Source organism: Komagataeibacter europaeus, from assembly GCF_002173515.1.
Classification (GTDB): domain Bacteria; phylum Pseudomonadota; class Alphaproteobacteria; order Acetobacterales; family Acetobacteraceae; genus Komagataeibacter; species Komagataeibacter europaeus.
Window position 1 is genome coordinate 187,657 of the sequence record NZ_CP021468.1, and the last position, 14,998, is coordinate 202,654.

The 14,998-nt window shown below is 60.9% G+C and carries 15 protein-coding genes and 1 pseudogene; 6 read left to right on the plus strand and 10 right to left on the minus strand.

All coding sequences use genetic code 11. The annotated features are described in order from the left end of the window. Positions 1 to 65 precede the first annotated feature (65 nt). The 7 genes from S101446_RS16755 to S101446_RS18660 all read right to left on the minus strand — a co-directional run bounded on the left by S101446_RS16755 (position 66) and on the right by S101446_RS18660 (position 6,914). Positions 66 to 1,361 (minus strand): carbohydrate porin, encoded by a 1,296-nt coding sequence (locus S101446_RS16755; protein ID WP_025440175.1) that lies wholly within the window; start codon positions 1,359 to 1,361, stop codon positions 66 to 68. Positions 1,362 to 1,610: 249 nt separating this feature from the next. Next, positions 1,611 to 3,212 (minus strand): B12-binding domain-containing radical SAM protein, encoded by a 1,602-nt coding sequence (locus S101446_RS16760; RefSeq protein ID WP_208620587.1) that lies wholly within the window; start codon positions 3,210 to 3,212, stop codon positions 1,611 to 1,613. 633 nt (positions 3,213 to 3,845) lie between these two features. Beyond that, complete coding sequence (gene arsH / locus S101446_RS16765; protein WP_087609006.1) at positions 3,846 to 4,544, minus strand: arsenical resistance protein ArsH; 699 nt, start codon at positions 4,542 to 4,544, stop codon at positions 3,846 to 3,848. A 20-nt stretch (positions 4,545 to 4,564) separates the two neighbouring features. Beyond that, on the minus strand, positions 4,565 to 5,860 hold the full coding sequence (locus S101446_RS16770; protein ID WP_025440178.1) for an arsenic transporter: 1,296 nt from the start codon (positions 5,858 to 5,860) through the stop codon (positions 4,565 to 4,567). Continuing rightward, complete coding sequence (arsC, locus tag S101446_RS16775) at positions 5,860 to 6,282, minus strand: arsenate reductase (glutaredoxin) (RefSeq protein ID WP_025440179.1); 423 nt, start codon at positions 6,280 to 6,282, stop codon at positions 5,860 to 5,862. Before arsC ends, S101446_RS16770 begins: the two co-directional genes overlap by 1 nt. Continuing rightward, positions 6,279 to 6,632, minus strand: coding sequence for an ArsR/SmtB family transcription factor (locus S101446_RS16780; protein ID WP_087609070.1), 354 nt, complete (start codon positions 6,630 to 6,632; stop codon positions 6,279 to 6,281). Before S101446_RS16780 ends, arsC begins: the two co-directional genes overlap by 4 nt. A gap of 153 nt (positions 6,633 to 6,785) precedes the next feature. Further along, positions 6,786 to 6,914 carry a hypothetical protein gene (locus S101446_RS18660; RefSeq protein WP_258911761.1) on the minus strand — a complete coding sequence of 43 codons (129 nt, stop codon included), beginning with the start codon at positions 6,912 to 6,914 and terminating at the stop codon, positions 6,786 to 6,788. On the opposite strand from S101446_RS18660, the gene S101446_RS18555 reads away from it, so the two are divergent. Continuing rightward, the gene (locus S101446_RS18555) at positions 6,899 to 7,063 is read left to right on the plus strand and encodes an RcnB family protein (RefSeq protein WP_244184689.1); all 165 of its coding nucleotides are present in this window, start codon (positions 6,899 to 6,901) and stop codon (positions 7,061 to 7,063) included. The two genes, S101446_RS18660 and S101446_RS18555, sit on opposite strands and share 16 nt — an antisense overlap. A 58-nt stretch (positions 7,064 to 7,121) precedes the next feature. On the opposite strand, the pseudogene S101446_RS16790 reads toward S101446_RS18555, so the two are convergent. Continuing rightward, positions 7,122 to 7,599, minus strand: a pseudogene (locus S101446_RS16790) (multicopper oxidase domain-containing protein); the annotation flags it as partial. Between the two features lie 341 nt (positions 7,600 to 7,940). Here S101446_RS16790 and S101446_RS16795 point away from each other — a divergent pair. Both S101446_RS16795 and S101446_RS16800 read left to right on the plus strand, forming a co-directional pair. Beyond that, the gene (locus S101446_RS16795; protein ID WP_025440182.1) at positions 7,941 to 8,570 is read left to right on the plus strand and encodes an ABC transporter ATP-binding protein; all 630 of its coding nucleotides are present in this window, start codon (positions 7,941 to 7,943) and stop codon (positions 8,568 to 8,570) included. After that, entirely contained in the window at positions 8,567 to 9,376 is an 810-nt protein-coding gene (locus S101446_RS16800; RefSeq protein ID WP_087609007.1) for an ABC transporter permease, read from the plus strand. Before S101446_RS16795 ends, S101446_RS16800 begins: the two co-directional genes overlap by 4 nt. A 96-nt stretch (positions 9,377 to 9,472) precedes the next feature. Here S101446_RS16800 and S101446_RS16805 read toward each other — a convergent pair whose 3' ends face one another. Beyond that, positions 9,473 to 10,558, minus strand: a complete 1,086-nt coding sequence (locus tag S101446_RS16805; protein WP_087609008.1) for an ATP-grasp domain-containing protein — start codon at positions 10,556 to 10,558, stop codon at positions 9,473 to 9,475. A 40-nt stretch (positions 10,559 to 10,598) separates the two neighbouring features. Here S101446_RS16805 and S101446_RS16810 point away from each other — a divergent pair, with 40 nt between their 5' ends. Together S101446_RS16810 and S101446_RS16815 are read left to right on the plus strand one after the other, a co-directional pair. Further along, complete coding sequence (locus S101446_RS16810; protein ID WP_010509896.1) at positions 10,599 to 11,507, plus strand: methyltransferase; 909 nt, start codon at positions 10,599 to 10,601, stop codon at positions 11,505 to 11,507. Positions 11,508 to 11,526: 19 nt separating this feature from the next. After that, positions 11,527 to 12,411 (plus strand): iron-containing redox enzyme family protein, encoded by an 885-nt coding sequence (locus tag S101446_RS16815; RefSeq protein WP_007396755.1) that lies wholly within the window; start codon positions 11,527 to 11,529, stop codon positions 12,409 to 12,411. A gap of 25 nt (positions 12,412 to 12,436) precedes the next feature. Here the strand turns inward: S101446_RS16815 and S101446_RS16820 are convergent. Continuing rightward, a protein-coding gene (locus S101446_RS16820; protein ID WP_087609009.1) for an IS3 family transposase occupies positions 12,437 to 13,547 on the minus strand; the annotation gives its coding sequence in 2 pieces (ribosomal slippage) (positions 12,437 to 13,301 and positions 13,300 to 13,547; 1,113 coding nt in all). 339 nt (positions 13,548 to 13,886) lie between these two features. On the opposite strand from S101446_RS16820, the gene S101446_RS16825 reads away from it, so the two are divergent. After that, positions 13,887 to 14,641, plus strand: a protein-coding gene (locus S101446_RS16825) for an IS5 family transposase (RefSeq protein WP_085948970.1) whose coding sequence is annotated in 2 segments (ribosomal slippage) — positions 13,887 to 14,226 and positions 14,226 to 14,641 — 756 coding nt in all. Because the reading frame shifts where the segments join, the coding sequence is not laid out codon by codon here. The last annotated feature ends 357 nt before the right edge of the window (positions 14,642 to 14,998 follow it).

The window sequence follows — 14,998 nt, forward strand, 5'->3', positions numbered from 1 at the left end:
GGAATGAAAAGGCGGGACAACACAGTCTGGTCGGATCTTTTCAAAAAAACCTTGTACAGAGTGGTTCAGAATGTTACGCTGCTATGCAGACCGAAGATGGCTTCGTCATGCACATGCTGCCCTTTATTATCGAGAACACCACCACTGGGCGATATGATGCCCTGAATATCAGGCTGAAGCATGAACCATGGCGTGATTGGGATCTGATAGGTCAACTCCAGATGATATTCGGTGCCCTGCATGGGCAGGCCAGAACGCCGGTCCGCCTGGGCAAGATAGGGACTAGCCGCCCCCAGGCCCGCACCAAACCCCGCCATGTCGCCTGCACGTCCAAACGGCCCCTTCAGGGACAACCCAGCATCTGCGGCATAGACGATCTGGTTGCGGTCGGTGTCCGCTGTCCAGTTCCCCCGAATGAAAGCGTCAAGCTCCGTTATTCGCCCGAAATGCTGCAGCGTCTGATCCGCAATGGCGTAGACGGCCCAGTTGGTTTTATGGTTTTTTCTGAGATCGGACTGGTCGGGAAAGCGTCCGGTATCAAAGTAACCGCCAAGTTTATATGTGCCCTGCCTTCCGTACAGGGTCCGCCGGTACTGGACCTCCCCGAAGAAAAGAGCGCCCGTGCGGAAACTGAAGCGCGTGCCACCGGGGTCGCGGTTTTGGTTCCACGGGTCCTTCGCGTTGATGAAGGGGCCGCCCACAGGATTGTCATCGGCTGCCGCGAACAGGAAATTCCAGTGTGGGGACAGGGTATAGCGCAACCGTATCGCAGGCGTGGCCACGGGGGAGACGGGGCCTTGGTCATACAGGTCATTATCGGGCATGATGGGCCAGGAAAAGGACGCGTTGAGGAAGTTCAGCCCGACGCTGCTGACCATGAAGTCATGCCCGAGATCCAGCTTGCCAATCCGGAAGGCCAGGCGTTCTCCCATGAATTTCTGGCTGTACCACAGTTCATATAGCCGCCCGTTATCATCCGCTTCGATATTCGATGTCTGGTTGAAAACATACAGGGGCGTATTACTGAATGGTCGCCCACGGATTTCCATGGCGCTGATGTCAAATGTACCCAGTGGCAGGCCCGTCAGGGTGTGCAGATCCGTCACCATTTCAACCGCGGCGGACCCGATGTAGTTGCTGGATGCCTGCGCGCCCCCCACCGGGTTGGACCAGAATTCATTGGTATCCGATATACGGATATCAATTCCCTGTGCCAGCAGCCAGTTCCGTATTCCGCCCCAGTTGCCGGACAGATGGGTGCGCGGGTCAATATGGTCGGGAATATTCTGCTGTGGCGTAACGCCCGCGCTCAGCACGCTTACGGGAACAGGCTGGGCATATGCAAAAGAGCAGGTTTTCAATAATATGATTGTATGTAACCATATATGATGATTATGCCAGATGCGCCTCATTTTTCGAAAAAATATCGTATAATAAAATCTAAAACAAATTATTTATTGAACAATTCTTTTCATTAATTCAATATATATTTTGATAAGTGGAATAGCTTCGTTATGTCGGAATTTATACGAAATGCGCTTTAACAGGCAATGCATATTAGCGCCTTTATTGTACATCATGCATACTCCTTCATCTTCCCTTAACACGGTTTAGGCTGGCACGAGTTCTGCCTTGACATGACGTACAACGGGCGGCACATGCCAGCGGCCCTGTTCCACATCCGCGATCTCGCGGTCGATCTCGGCAATGACCTGGCGTGAAAACGGGCCAAGATGCAGGTAAAGCGCGCTTGTCATCACCACATAGGGCAGCGCGCGCGGGTTATGCAGGGCGCAGTCCAGCATCATGCGCCAGAACTGCCCGGCCGTTCCCGGCCCCGCACGGTGGATGCGGAACATGAGCCGGACAAAGCTGCGCAAATCACCCTTTATCATCCGGTGCGCGCGCTTGCGCCCGAGCATCCGGCCCAGCCTGCGCACGCGGCCGAAATAGGTGACTGGGTCATAGATGGCCGCAAGCACCGTCCTGTAATCGTTCAGCACGTCGCGACGCGGGCGTTTTGTCTCGAAATTCAGCCCCGCCGTGCATTGGTCGCCCGACTGCGTCTGTTCACTGCCGGAAAAAAGGCGGCCTTCCGCCAGCAGGCGCCGCGTCAGCTGCGTCGTGGGCAGGGCGTAAAGCAGGCCGACCATGCAGACTGGGATGGACGTATCCTCGATACAGTCGATCATGCCCTGGGCGACACTGCCCTTTTCGCTGTCGAAACCCACGATGAAGCCCGCATTGACGAAAATCCCGGCCTTGTGGATTGTCTCGATGCTCTGCTGCAGGCTGCGCCGCGTGTTCTGCTTTTTCTGCATCAGCACGAGGGAGTCTGTATCCGGGCTTTCGATGCCGACGAATATGGCGAAGAAATTGGTATCGGCCAGGCTGCGCAGCAGGTCGGCATCATCGGCAAGGTTGATCGATGCCTCGGTCGAGAACTCGAATGGAAAGTTCTTCTCGTTCTGCCAGCGTTTCAGGTCGGGCAGGAATTTCTTGAGCGCCTTCTTGTTGCCAATCAGGTTGTCATCGACAAAATCCACATGTCCGCGATAGCCAAGCGCGTACAGGGCATCGAGTTCGGCCATGACCTGCGCATTGGTCTTGGTGCGCGGCACTCGGCCATAGAGTTCAATGATGTCGCAGAACTCGCAACTGAACGGACACCCACGCGAGAACTGGATGCCAACATGTAGGTACTGGTCAAGCTTGAGCAGATCAAAGCGCGGCAACGGACTTTTTGTAACATCCGTCTTGCCCATTGGTGCTTCAAACACGCCCTGCCGCGCACCGCTGCGCCAGGCCGCGACGAAATCATCCATGATTTCCTCGGCCTCGCCCAGTACCTGAAAATTGGCGGCGCTGTAAAGCGATGGGCTAGAGGTCACGTCGGGGCCACCCACCACCACCGGCTTGCCGCGCGCGCGGCAGGTCTCGATGATGTGCAGCGCATCATTGCGCTGCGGCAGCATGCCGCCGGTCATGACCATGTCGGCCCAGTCGTAATCGGCATCCACAAGGTCTTCGGTATTGCGGTTGACCAACCGGACTTCCCAGTCCCGGGGCAGGAGGGCTGCGACCGTGACCAAGCCAAGGGGGGCCGCCGGATAGCGTGCGCCCGCAAGATCGCAGGCTTCCTTGTAGTTCCAGAATGAATTGGCGTTGAAAAGCGGGAAGATCATCAGGACCTTGCAGGTTTCGGTCATCATGCAAGGATCCATTGCTGCAAGGACTGGTCATGATCAAGACAGATGCCTTCCCGTCCATTTCGAGACGTGGCAGCCTCAGGCAGGGCGCAACTCGACTGTAAGGGTAACATGGGGTGAACCCCTTTCGTAGTGGTGTCGGTCAGGTGGGCCGGTACAATATCGGTGACCGCCACTATTGCTTTTATCCTGGTAATCTCGAACGACCGTGGCCAACGGCATGAGCAGGCTATGATGCCCAGGCACATCAAGGCGGTATAGGACGATCGCTATATGCGAAATCAGGACACGGTGTTTGTCTTCACGTCAGGAGGGTGTTGACCACAAGAACCTTGGTAGTTTCTTGTGGATCGTGACGGATTTTACTGTTTATGGAGGTTTTCAATTGGAAAGATTCCATAACGCTATGTTCATGACAAAGTATTTCTTTTTGTTTTTACAAGAGCTTTGATAAAGCGACAAGATGGTCGCACGAAGATTGGGGTTTATTAATCCAGATCACAGGATCACGGATACGGTAAGCCTGAAGTGTTGCCGCTTTGGCGTTGGCTGGAACGTAGCAGGCTTACGGCCCCGCAGCATGGCCGCCATCCGCAATCACCACGTTGAACGGTTCCGTCCCGTCCCGTCCCGGCCTCACCGCGCTTCAGGCGGGCGATGGTCCTGCCTGCGCTCGCTATAGCGATCAACGAGGTAATCGGCCCGGTCCCGCAGCAGCCATGTGAACTTCATCAGTTCCTCCATGACATCCACCATGCGGTCATAGAGCGGGGAGGGCTTCATCCGGTCATCATCACCGAATTGCGTATAGGCCATCGGCACGCTGGACTGGTTGGGGATGGCGAACATCCGCATCCATCGGCCCAGAACCCGCAGGGCATTGACGGAATTGAAGCTTTGCGATCCGCCTGAGACCTGCATCACCGCCAGCGTGCGGCCCTGCGTCGGACGGATCGAGCCTTCGGACAGTGGCAACCAGTCGATCTGGTTTTTGAACACAGCGGTTATGTTACCGTGCCGTTCGGGGCTGCACCAGACCTGGCCTTCCGACCAGAGCGAGAGTGCGCGCAGTTCCTGCACCTTCGGATGGGTGGCAGGTACGGAATCCGCCACCGGCAGGCCGGTCGGGTCGAATATCCGCGTTTCCGCGCCGAGGGCTTTCAGGATGCGCTCCGCCTCCAGCACCAGCAGGCGGCTGAACGAGCGTGGTCGCAGCGAGCCATAGAGCAGCAGGATGCGGGGCGGATGGTCAACCCGTGGGTGTGGCTCAAGCCGCGCGAGGTCAACCCGTTCGAGATATTCCGGATGCAGGGCGGGCAGGTCAGGTGCGGTCATGGAGCGGTTCCCTTCATGCGTTACGGGTGGCTGACCCGGGGCAGCCACAGGGCCAGCGCGATGAGCGTGGCCAGCAGGACCGGCGGGGTGATGGCCAGCCCGACCTTCATGTATTGCCCCCACGTGACCCGATGATTCTTGGATGCCAGCACATGCAGCCACAGCAGTGTTGCGAGACTACCAATGGGCGTGAATTTCGGCCCGAGGTCGCAGCCGATGACGTTGGCATAGATCATCAGGTCGCGTGTCAGCGGCGTGATGTCGTGAGCCTGCTGGATCGCCAGCGCCCCGACCAGCACACTCGGCATATTGTTCATGATGGACGACAGAACAGCCGCTAGAAAGCCGGTGCCGATGGTGGCCGTGAACGTCCCTTGATGACCGAGCCAGACCAGTGCGGTCGCAAGATAGTCGGTCAGCCCGGCATTGCGCAGCCCATAGACCACCAGATACATGCCTAGGGAGAAGATCACGATCTGCCACGGGGCACCCCGCAGCACCTTGCGAACAGAGATCACCCGGCCATATCCGGCGACGAGCAGCAGGATTGCAGCAGCCAGGCAGGCTACGACACAGACCGGGATATGAAACGGCGCGGTCAGGAAATAGGCCGCCAGAACCAGGGCTAGCAGCGGAAATGCCGCCCGGAATACATGAGGGTCACGAATGGCCGTGGCAGGTGCGGGCAGTTCGGCGACGGGATAGGTCGCAGGCACCTGCCGCCGGTACCACAGCCACAAGACGGCCAGCGTTGCACCAAGTGCTACCAGATCGACAGGGACCATGATCGTGGCATAGCGATCGAACGCAATGCCAAAGAAATTGGCGCTGACGATGTTCACCAGATTGGAGATGACCAGCGGCAGGCTGGTGGTGTCCGCGACGAAGCCGGTCGCTATGATGAAGGCCAGGGCTGCAGTATGGCTCAGGCGGAGCTGAGTGAGGATGGCGATGACAATGGGCGTGAGCAGCAGGGCCGCGCCGTCATTGGCGAAAACCGCTGCAATGGCCGCTCCCAGCACCACGATCAGCGGGAATAGCGTCTGGCCTCGCCCTTTGCCCCAACGCACCGCGTGCAGGGCGGCCCAATGGAAGAACCCGGCCTCGTCCAGCAACAGCGAGATAACGATCAGCGCGATAAAGGTGAAGGTCGCGTCCCAGACGATGTGCCAGATGACCGGAATGTCGTGCCAGTGGATCACACCAGCCGCCAGAGCCACGGCGGCACCTGCCATTGCGCTCCAGCCGATGCCCAGCCCCCGAGGCTGCCAGATGACAAAAACCAGCGTGACAACGAAAATCAGAAGCGCCAGCATCAGACGATCCGCTTTCCGGATTCATCGACGGTTTTCTCGTTGTCCGCTTTGACGAATGCGCCCTGCTGTGGGTTGGGCAGGATGTCCAGAACCGTCTCGGACGGACGGCAGAGCGCAACGCCGAGCGGGGTGACGACGATCGGTCGGTTCATCAAGATTGGGTGTGCGATTATGGCATCGATCAGCGCGTCATCGCTCAGGGCCGGATTATCGAGGCCAAGTTCGTGAAAGGGCGTGTCCTTTTCCCGCAGGACCGAGCGCACCGGAACGCCCATAAGGGCAATCAGATCGACCAGTTCCGCACGATTGGGAGGCGTTTTCAGATACTCGATAATGCGAGGCTCCTCGCCGCTGTTGCGGATCAGTGCCAGCACATTGCGCGACGTGCCGCAGGCCGGGTTGTGATAGATCGTGATGGTCATGAGCAGGATTCGGGGGACGGACAGCAGGAGGACAGGGTCGCGATCAGGGGCGCACAGAGTTCGGGACTGCCCGCACAGCAGTCCCTGACGAGGAAGAGCATCAGGTCCTGCAGGCGAGCAAGACAGGCGCGATAGACGATCTGCCGACTGTGGCGTTGCGCGCTCAGCAGGCCGGCACGTGTCAGGATCGCGAGGTGGGTCGAGATCGTGTTCTGCGGCATATCAAGATGGCGAGCGACATCTCCGGCGGGCAGGCCGTCCGGTTCATGGCGCACAAGCAGGCGGAAGATAGCCAGCCGCGTGGACTGGGACAGGGCGCTGAGCGCGGCAAGGGCCGATTCCATATCCATATATCTTTGATTGTGGATATATAAAATAATGTCAATCCCTGTCCTGGCGCGGGGGGGGGGCGTACGTTCATGCATAAGCCATGAGAGCCTGTGTTCCTTACCCTGCTTGCCGATGGAGGCACCATGATAGATCGATTCCCGGCCGCCATCCTGTCAGCCTGCCTGATCCTGACCAGTGCGACGGCCCGTGCGGATCCGCCATGGGGGCATGGCGGTCATGACCGTCGTGGCAGTGGCGGGGCCGTGACTGGCGGCGCTACCATGGCCTGTGGGCACCGCCATCAGGCTATTACTGGATGCAGTCCGGAGCGCAGTACCTGCTTGTGGCGGCGGTAACCGGACTGATCGCGGGCGTGGTTGCTGCCACTACAGGCGTGGCGATGCCTGTACCGGTCGTGCCGGTCGTGCCTGCTTACCCGACGGCGCCCTAGCCGGCAGCACCAGCTTATACGCCACCTTATTGAATGGGCCGTTGATCGTGAATGACCTGTAGCCGACCTCGAACCCCTTCGTCCCTTGCGTGGCGACCGCGTCGGCGCCCTTTCCCAGCCGCTGGAGTTCGGCTACCGGGTCGCCCGCAAGCGCACCCACCGCCATGTCGCCGCCACGGCTGAAGAATGGCGCGAATTCCTTCAGCACAAGGAATATCTCGCGGTCATGGGCGCCAGGATTATCCTTCGGCTCGATATAGACCAGCCCGACCTGCCCGGTATAGGTACCACGGTTGAGATCGCCCCCGGCCATGCCAATGCACCAGTTCCGGCGTATCGGTATCATTGAAGATGTCGATCACGCTGAGCCTGCCTTCCTCAAGCCGCAGCAGGGGGCCGGGAAACTGGCCATTATAAAGCGTGGTTGAAATGATGCGCCCGGGGGCAAGTTCGACCTGTCCCGTGGCGATCCGCAGCGTATGGTCCGCTTTTCCACCCATGACGGGGCCAGCGCCACGGCCCCGGCGCGGGATCATGGCCGCCGGCGTCGTTCGTCCGGACAATGCCAGAAAGGAACGGCGATCCAGCATCATGGTAATATCCGATTATGGGCAAACAGGCAGGGTTCCCAACGCCTACAGCGTTGGCCGGTTTCATCGGGCTGGCGCGGGGGCAGGCCGTCCTGTCGCCGGGACCTGTCCATAAATGGACCGTAGCCCGGGCCATGCACACCGGCGCGATGCCGGTCGCCATGTCCGGCGAGGATATAATATTTCCTCATATCGAGAAATTCAGATATGGGAAAAGGCCCGGGACTGGACGCAACGTGGCTGATGTCTTCGCGCGAACGGGCAGGGATGGCTGTTCAGGAGGATGGATGACTGTAGCGACAGATCAGGCCAGGCCTGTGGCGCTGGAGGTACTGGCCTTGCGCAGCGTCCATGGTGGCCCGTTTGCATTCACTGTCCCGGCGGGGGCGTGCGTGGCGATCACCGGGTCATCAGGCAGCGGGAAGTCGGTACTGCTGCGCATGATCGCGGATCTTGACCCGCATGAAGGCGATGCACGCATCGATGGACAGGCCTGCTCGGGCATGCCTGCGGCGCAGTGGCGCCGCCTGGTGCAATATGTCCCGGCGGAACCCGCGTGGTGGTCCGATATCGTGCTGGACCACATGGTGGATACGGACGCGGTGCGCGCGCTGGTCGCGCGCCTTGGCCTGCGGGAAGACTGCCTGCGCTCGCCGCTGTCACGCCTGTCCACGGGGGAACGCCAGCGGCTGTCCCTGATCCGCGCCCTGCTGCTGCATCCCCGTGTCCTGCTGCTTGATGAACCCTGTTCGGCGCTGGATGCCGCCACGACGGACAGGGTTGAAGCCGTTCTTCAGGAGGCAAGGGCGCAGGGGACGGCCATTGTCCTGGTCTCGCACGACATGGGGCAGGCGGGGCGCATGGCCGGGACGCGGTTCCGGATGGCACGGGGACACATGGAAGAAATCGCGCCATGACACCCATAGTGCTGACGACCGGGGACATGCTGGTGGCCGCTGCCCTGATCGCCATCGGCAGCGCGCTGTCGTTCCTGCTGTCGCTGGGGTTGCAGCGGGTGCTGCTGGTTTCCGCCGTGCGCATGGCGGTACAGCTTGCGCTTGTCGGCAGTGTGCTTTTGTTCGTGTTTGGTCATGCCTCCGTGTGGCTGACCATCGGGCTGCTGGCCTTCATGTTCACCGCCGCCGCCCGGGAAGCCGGGTCACGCCAGCAGGTCCGCCTTGGTCTGTGGTGGCATTTCGGGATCGCGGGTGCCTCCACGGTAACAGGGACGGTCATCGTGGTGCTGATCGGGCTGTTGACCGGCCTCCAGCCCCACCCGTGGTATGTGGCCCGCACGGCCATTCCCCTGACGGGCCTGCTGCTGGGCAATGTCATGAATGCAACAAGCCTGTCGATGAATACACTCCTGTCCGCCATCACGCGCGAACGGCAGGCCATCGAGGCGCGGATCATTCTCGGCGCGACCCGCGCGCAGGCAATGAACGGCCTGATTCGCCAGGCCATCCGGACGGCCCTGCTGCCGACGCTGAACCAGATGGCGGCCGCCGGGATCATTACCATGCCCGGAATCATGACAGGGCAGATCCTGGCGGGGATGAACCCCTTGGCAGCCTCAAGGTACCAGGTCCTGCTGATGTCACTTATCGTCAGTGGCAACCTGATCGGCGCGACAGCCGCGGCCCACCTGGCAGCCTGGCGGCTGACGGACAGCCGGGGGAGGCTGCGGCTGGAACGCCTGCTTCCCCGATTGCAGAAGGGGTGAGGCGGTGGAACCACGTATCATGGCATGACAGCGCCGATCAGGGTCATACAGATGCGGAGCCTGTTTCCAGATCATGATCCGGGCTGCACATATGAACTAATTGGACGAAGGATAGCGCCGCATCAGCCTGAGTTGCCGCCACCATGCCGTGGCCAGCGCCATTGCGCTGATCGGGACCGCGCCATCGGCCCGCATCCGGGCCGCCAGCGCGAACAGGGCCGCCTGCTTGGCGAACACGCCACGATAGGCATCCCGCAGGCGCATCGTCGGGTCCCAGAACTGGATGGCTTCGGATCCGGCGCCGTTGATTTCGATAATCCGGAACTCTCCGCGTTGCAGGGCCGCCTCGCTGCCAAAACGTACGTCCAGGCGACCGAAATGGAAGCCGTGCATGGAGCGGGCTATGGCATCGACACGGTCTTCAAGGGCAGGGGTATTGAGCCGCATGGCATCCTCATAGCGGCCGCCCACCCGCAGGGACGCGACCGTGCCAAGGATGACGCGTTCGCCACGCATCGGAACATGGTCAATCCCTCTGGTGGAAAGGGCGCGCCGGTAATGCCCGATCCGCGAGCACAGCCGTGGGTCGGCGGCCATCAGGGCCGCGATGGAACGCACGCCGTCGCCCGTGACCTGTGGGGAATGCCGGATGGCGAGACCGATAAGGCGGCCATGGGCTTCGGTCGGGCCACGGCTGTAGAACAGTCCGGCCTCAAAGGGGCCGGGCACGAATTCCTGCAAGAGGAAGCTGGCGTCGGGGGGGAAGGCCGCGATGTAGGCCGTCAGCCCATCTACGACATCGATCCGTCGCACGCCATGGCCGCACCAGCCGATATCGGGCTTGGCAACCAGCGGGTAGCCCAGTGTCCGCGCCATGGACGCTGCCGCCGGGATGTCAGCGGGGGAGACGAGGACGGTACGGGCGACCCATGGCGCATGCGCCTGACCGATCCGGGCCAGGCAGGCTGCTTTTGATTCGCCTGCCAGTCCCCCGGTCTCGATCGCCGGATTGACCACCGATGGCAGCGTCAGGCTGCGATAGCGTAGCCCCAGCCATAGCCACTGCAGGACAAGGGGTATACACAATACCGGCTTCGGAAGCCGTTCCATCGCACCAAAGCTGCAGGCGTTGCCAGCATGGTGGGAACAGGCGTAATTCGTGCTGCGTTGGGGCTTCATCATGGACAATCCTATCTTCCCCGCGGCAGTTCGGGATCACGCAATGCAACAGGTGGGGATCACGCTGTTGCGATCAGGCTACAGGTTTGTCTGCCCCACGCCAGAGACCCAGCGCCGCGTCAACGCGCGACCGGGTAATGGGTGGGCGGCGAACCCCGTCGATATCTTTGGCTGGAGCCGGCCCTTCCGGCGTGATGCGCTGCCCGTGTCCCTCTTTGCGCAGGCGACGGAAGCAGGGATGCTTGTCGCTGATAACGGGGCCTGGCGCAGCCGGTTCCGGTTCTCCACGCTGGGGGGCAACGGGTTCTTCCATTCCGCCTTTCCCACCGTGGCGGCGGATGCGGTGTTCTTCGGCCCCGACAGCTACCGGTTCGGCGCGGTGCTGGCGGCCCACCTGCGCTCCGCCCCGCCGCCCGTGCGGGCAGTGGACATTGGCTGCGGCACGGGACTTGGCGCGATCATGATTGCACAGGTCTGCCCGTCAACCGAAGTGGTGATGGTCGATATCAACCCCGACGCATTGCGGCTGGCGCGGATCAACGTTGGTCTTGCCGGCGTCGGCGGCATCATGGCGTGGCAGGGCGATCTCCTGTCGGGGCTTTCGGGTGCATTCGACCTGATCATCTCCAACCCACCCTATCTGCCCGATCCCGGTTGCAGACTGTACCGAGATGGCGGCGGCAGGCTGGGGGCGGGCCTGTCACTGGCGATTGTCAGAACGGCCATGGAGCGGCTGACGCCCGGCGGGACGTTGCTGCTCTATACCGGGACCGCAATCATCAATGGGGACAATCCCTTCCTGCGCGATGTGGTGGCCCTGCTGGATGGCCGGGAGTTTACGTGGGCAGCCACTGAGCTCGATCCGGATGTCTTTGGTGAGGAGCTGGAGAATGGTCCGCTATCCACGGCGGAGCGGATCGCGGTGATCTGCCTGACCGTGACACGGCGATAGCAGGAGAGGCATGGTGTCAATGAACAATATCCTGACGGGCAAGAGTAGCGACCGGGCGCAGCGGGAACTCCATCTGGCACTGGCCGGGCTCAATCGTCTAAGGCTGACGCCGTGCCTGCCCGAGGAGGACGGTGCGGCGGGACTGGATCTGCCCCGTCTGCTGGCGGAGGAAGCGGGTTTTCTGCGCTCCCTGCGCGAACAGGTCGCACCGATCGCCGCCCAGGCTCCCCGGGAGCCCGCGGCTTTCCTCGCATGGTTCGAGGAACTGGAACAGACCGGTCCCGGCCAGCACGACAGCCTTTTCCCCTGGCTGGCGCATGATGCATCCCGTGAGGCCATGGGCTGGTTCCTTGAACAGGAAGCCGCAGGGGAAGCGGGTTTCGAGGACCTGACGGCACTGGTCCAGGTCCGTATGCCAACGCGCCCCAAGTTGGAATTGGCGCGCAATTACTGGGACGAAATGGGTCATGGCCGGGAAGCCGGCATGCACGGTCCGATGCTGGCGCATTTGGTCCATGCCCTCGGGCTGCGGTCCCAATCGGAGACGACGGTGTGGCAGTCGCTGGCCCTAGCCAACACCATGTCCGGTCTGGCCTGCCGCCGGCATCTGGCGTTTCACGCGGTCGGCGCGTTGGGCGTGATCGAACTGACCGCGCCGGGTAGGGCGGCCATGGTCGCGGCAGGGCTGAAACGATTGGGCGTGCAGCCCGATGACCGGCATTATTTCGACCTGCATGCCGTGCTGGATGTGCGCCATTCCGCAACATGGAATGCAGAGGTTATCAGCCCGCTCATCGCGGAAGATTCGCGTCGTGCCCCGGCCATCGCCGAAGGCGCCCTGATGCGGCTGGAATGTGGCGCGGCCTGCTTTCGCCGCTATCGGGATCATCTGGGCCTGAAGTGACCCTACCCCGAGCGTGCCCTCAGTTTTAAGTTAGGGTCTGTGGGTTGCTGTATGCCTTGTCGGTGTGTTGAGCGAAAACCTCTGGGGTCATGCCCCCGAGGCTGGTGTGGGGCCTGACGGCATTGTGGTCAGGCCGCAAGCCCTTGATGACCGAACGGGCGTGGGCGAGGTTGCGGAACAGGTGCTCGTTGAGGCATTCGTCACGGAACCGGCGGTTGAAGCTCTCGATGAACCCGTTCTGCTGCGGATTGCCTGGTGCGATGTAGTGCCACAGCACCGACCGTTTTTCCTGCCAGGCCTCGATCGCGTTCGAGGTCATCTCGGTGCGGTTGTCACGGACGATCATCATGGGAAAGCCGCGCTGTTCCCCGATCCGGTCGAGTTCGCGGCCGAGCCGTTCGCCTGGCAGCGACGTATCCGCTACCAGCGCCAGGCACTCTCGCGTGTAGTCGTCCACCACTGTCAGCACACGGAAGCGTCGTCCGTTGTTCAGCGCGTCCGAGACGAAGTCCAGGCTCCATCGCTGGTTTGGCCCGTCGGGCAGCATCATCGGCGAGCGCGTGCCCATCGCCCGTTTACGGCCGCCATGCTTACGGACTGACAGCCCTTCCTCGCGATACAGCCGGAACAGCTTCTTGTGGTTCATCACCAGCCCCTCCCTGTCGAGCAGGATCTGCAGGCGCCGATAGCCAAATCGTCGTCGCTCTGCAGCCTGTTCACGCAGCCGCCCCCGCACTGTGGCATCATCCGAGCGGCGTGACGCATAGCGCCAGGTCTTCGGATCCATGCCAATAAGCCGGCAGGCCCGTCGCTGCGAATAGTCTTTCTCCCGGATCGCGCAGGCCACGGCGTCCCGCCGCAAACCGGGCGTCACGAGTTTTTTGCCAGCAGGCCTTCAGCGTCGAGACGTCCATTACGCTCTCCGCCAGGAGCCGCTTCAGCTTCGTGTTCTCTTCTTCAAGAGCCGTCAGCCGACGCGCTTCCGACACTTCCATGCCGCCGTATTTCGACCGCCAGGTGTAGAAGGTCGCGTCGCTGATCCCGTGCCTGCGGCACAGATCCGCAGCCGTCGCGCCCACCTGATGCTCCTTCAGGATCCCGATGATCCGCTCCTGTGTGAAACGTGCTTTCTTCATCGTCTGTCTCTTATGGACAGACCTTACTTCAAATCGAGGGCATTTCAGGGGGCAGGGTCGATATTCCCGAACTGGGAACACTGGGAAATGGACAGGTTGTTGGGCTCGCAGACCAGGCAGTGAGGAAAGTGGCAGGGTAAAAGCTTTATTCGGGTTGGTCGGATTCATGTCAGAAACGCTCTGTACATGCCTACTCTGGTTGCCATGCGGCATAACCCTGACCTTCGAAGCATCTATCTTACGGCGTGTCGTCAGTTAAGCCCTGAATGTGGCACGTGTGGGTTGTACTTTATGGCTGCGTGTGCTGACTGTTTTCCCAGTTTTGGGGGAGACAGAGGGATGCGGCGCTATGGTTTACGCGATGACCAGTGGGAGCGGATAAAGGATCTTCTCCCCGGTCGTGAGGGTTATGTCGGCGGCACTGCGGCGAACAACCGTCTGTTCGTGGAGGCGGTACTGTATCGCTATCGCGCGGGCATTCCATGGCGCGACCTTCCTGCCCGTTTCGGGGACTGGAAAAACGTGCACCGGCGTCTGCGCCGCTGGTGTGAAAGCGGTGTCATCGAACGGATATTTCGTTATCTGGCCGCTGATCACGACAACGAATACATGATGATCGACAGCACAATTGTCCGGGCGCATCAGCATAGTGCCGGAGCTCTCAAAAAAGGGGCACGGATCAGGCCATCGGACGATCACGAGGCGGGTTGACTACAAAGATCCATGCCATCTGCGACGCTCTGGGCAATCCGGTGGAACTCGGCATCACACCGGGACAGGACGCAGATATCACCCAAGCGGAACCGCTTCTGGAAAACATCGACCCGGATGCTTTCCTTGCTGACAAGGCGTATGACGCGGACAGGTTGATCGATCGGCTGATACAGCGCGGGATTACCCTGGTCATCCCGCCAAAACGCAACAGAACAACACGACGGAAAACCGATTTTTCCCTTTACAGCGAACGAAACCTTGTTGAGAGGTTTTTCAATAAACTCAAGCAGTTTCGCGCTATCGCAACCCGCTACGATAAACTGAAGTCAACATTCCTTGCAGCCGTGCAGTTCGCCTCAATCATGATCCTGCTTAACTGACGACACACCGTAGCTGGGCACTTTTAAGGTGCGCCTTGGCGAAGCGCTTGCCGACTGTATGGACGAGGTCGGAAGACATCGAGTAGCCGCGTGTATGGCTTGCCCGAGCACCGTGGCTGACATCCTACAGCGCGGGGCACGGCGATCACGGCTTCATGGGACACGAGAGATGGGCGGACGGCCGTGTCGTTGAGACCGTGCGCGACTGGCGTACCGAGGAGATGTCGCTCCACGTCGTGCGCCTGACATATGCCACGCGCCCACGCGTGCGGAACTCGTGCAAAGCTTCATGGTCTACCTGACGCGACGCTGGATCGAAGGTTTCGTCGGAAGAGATGCGATGGACTAAGACCACGA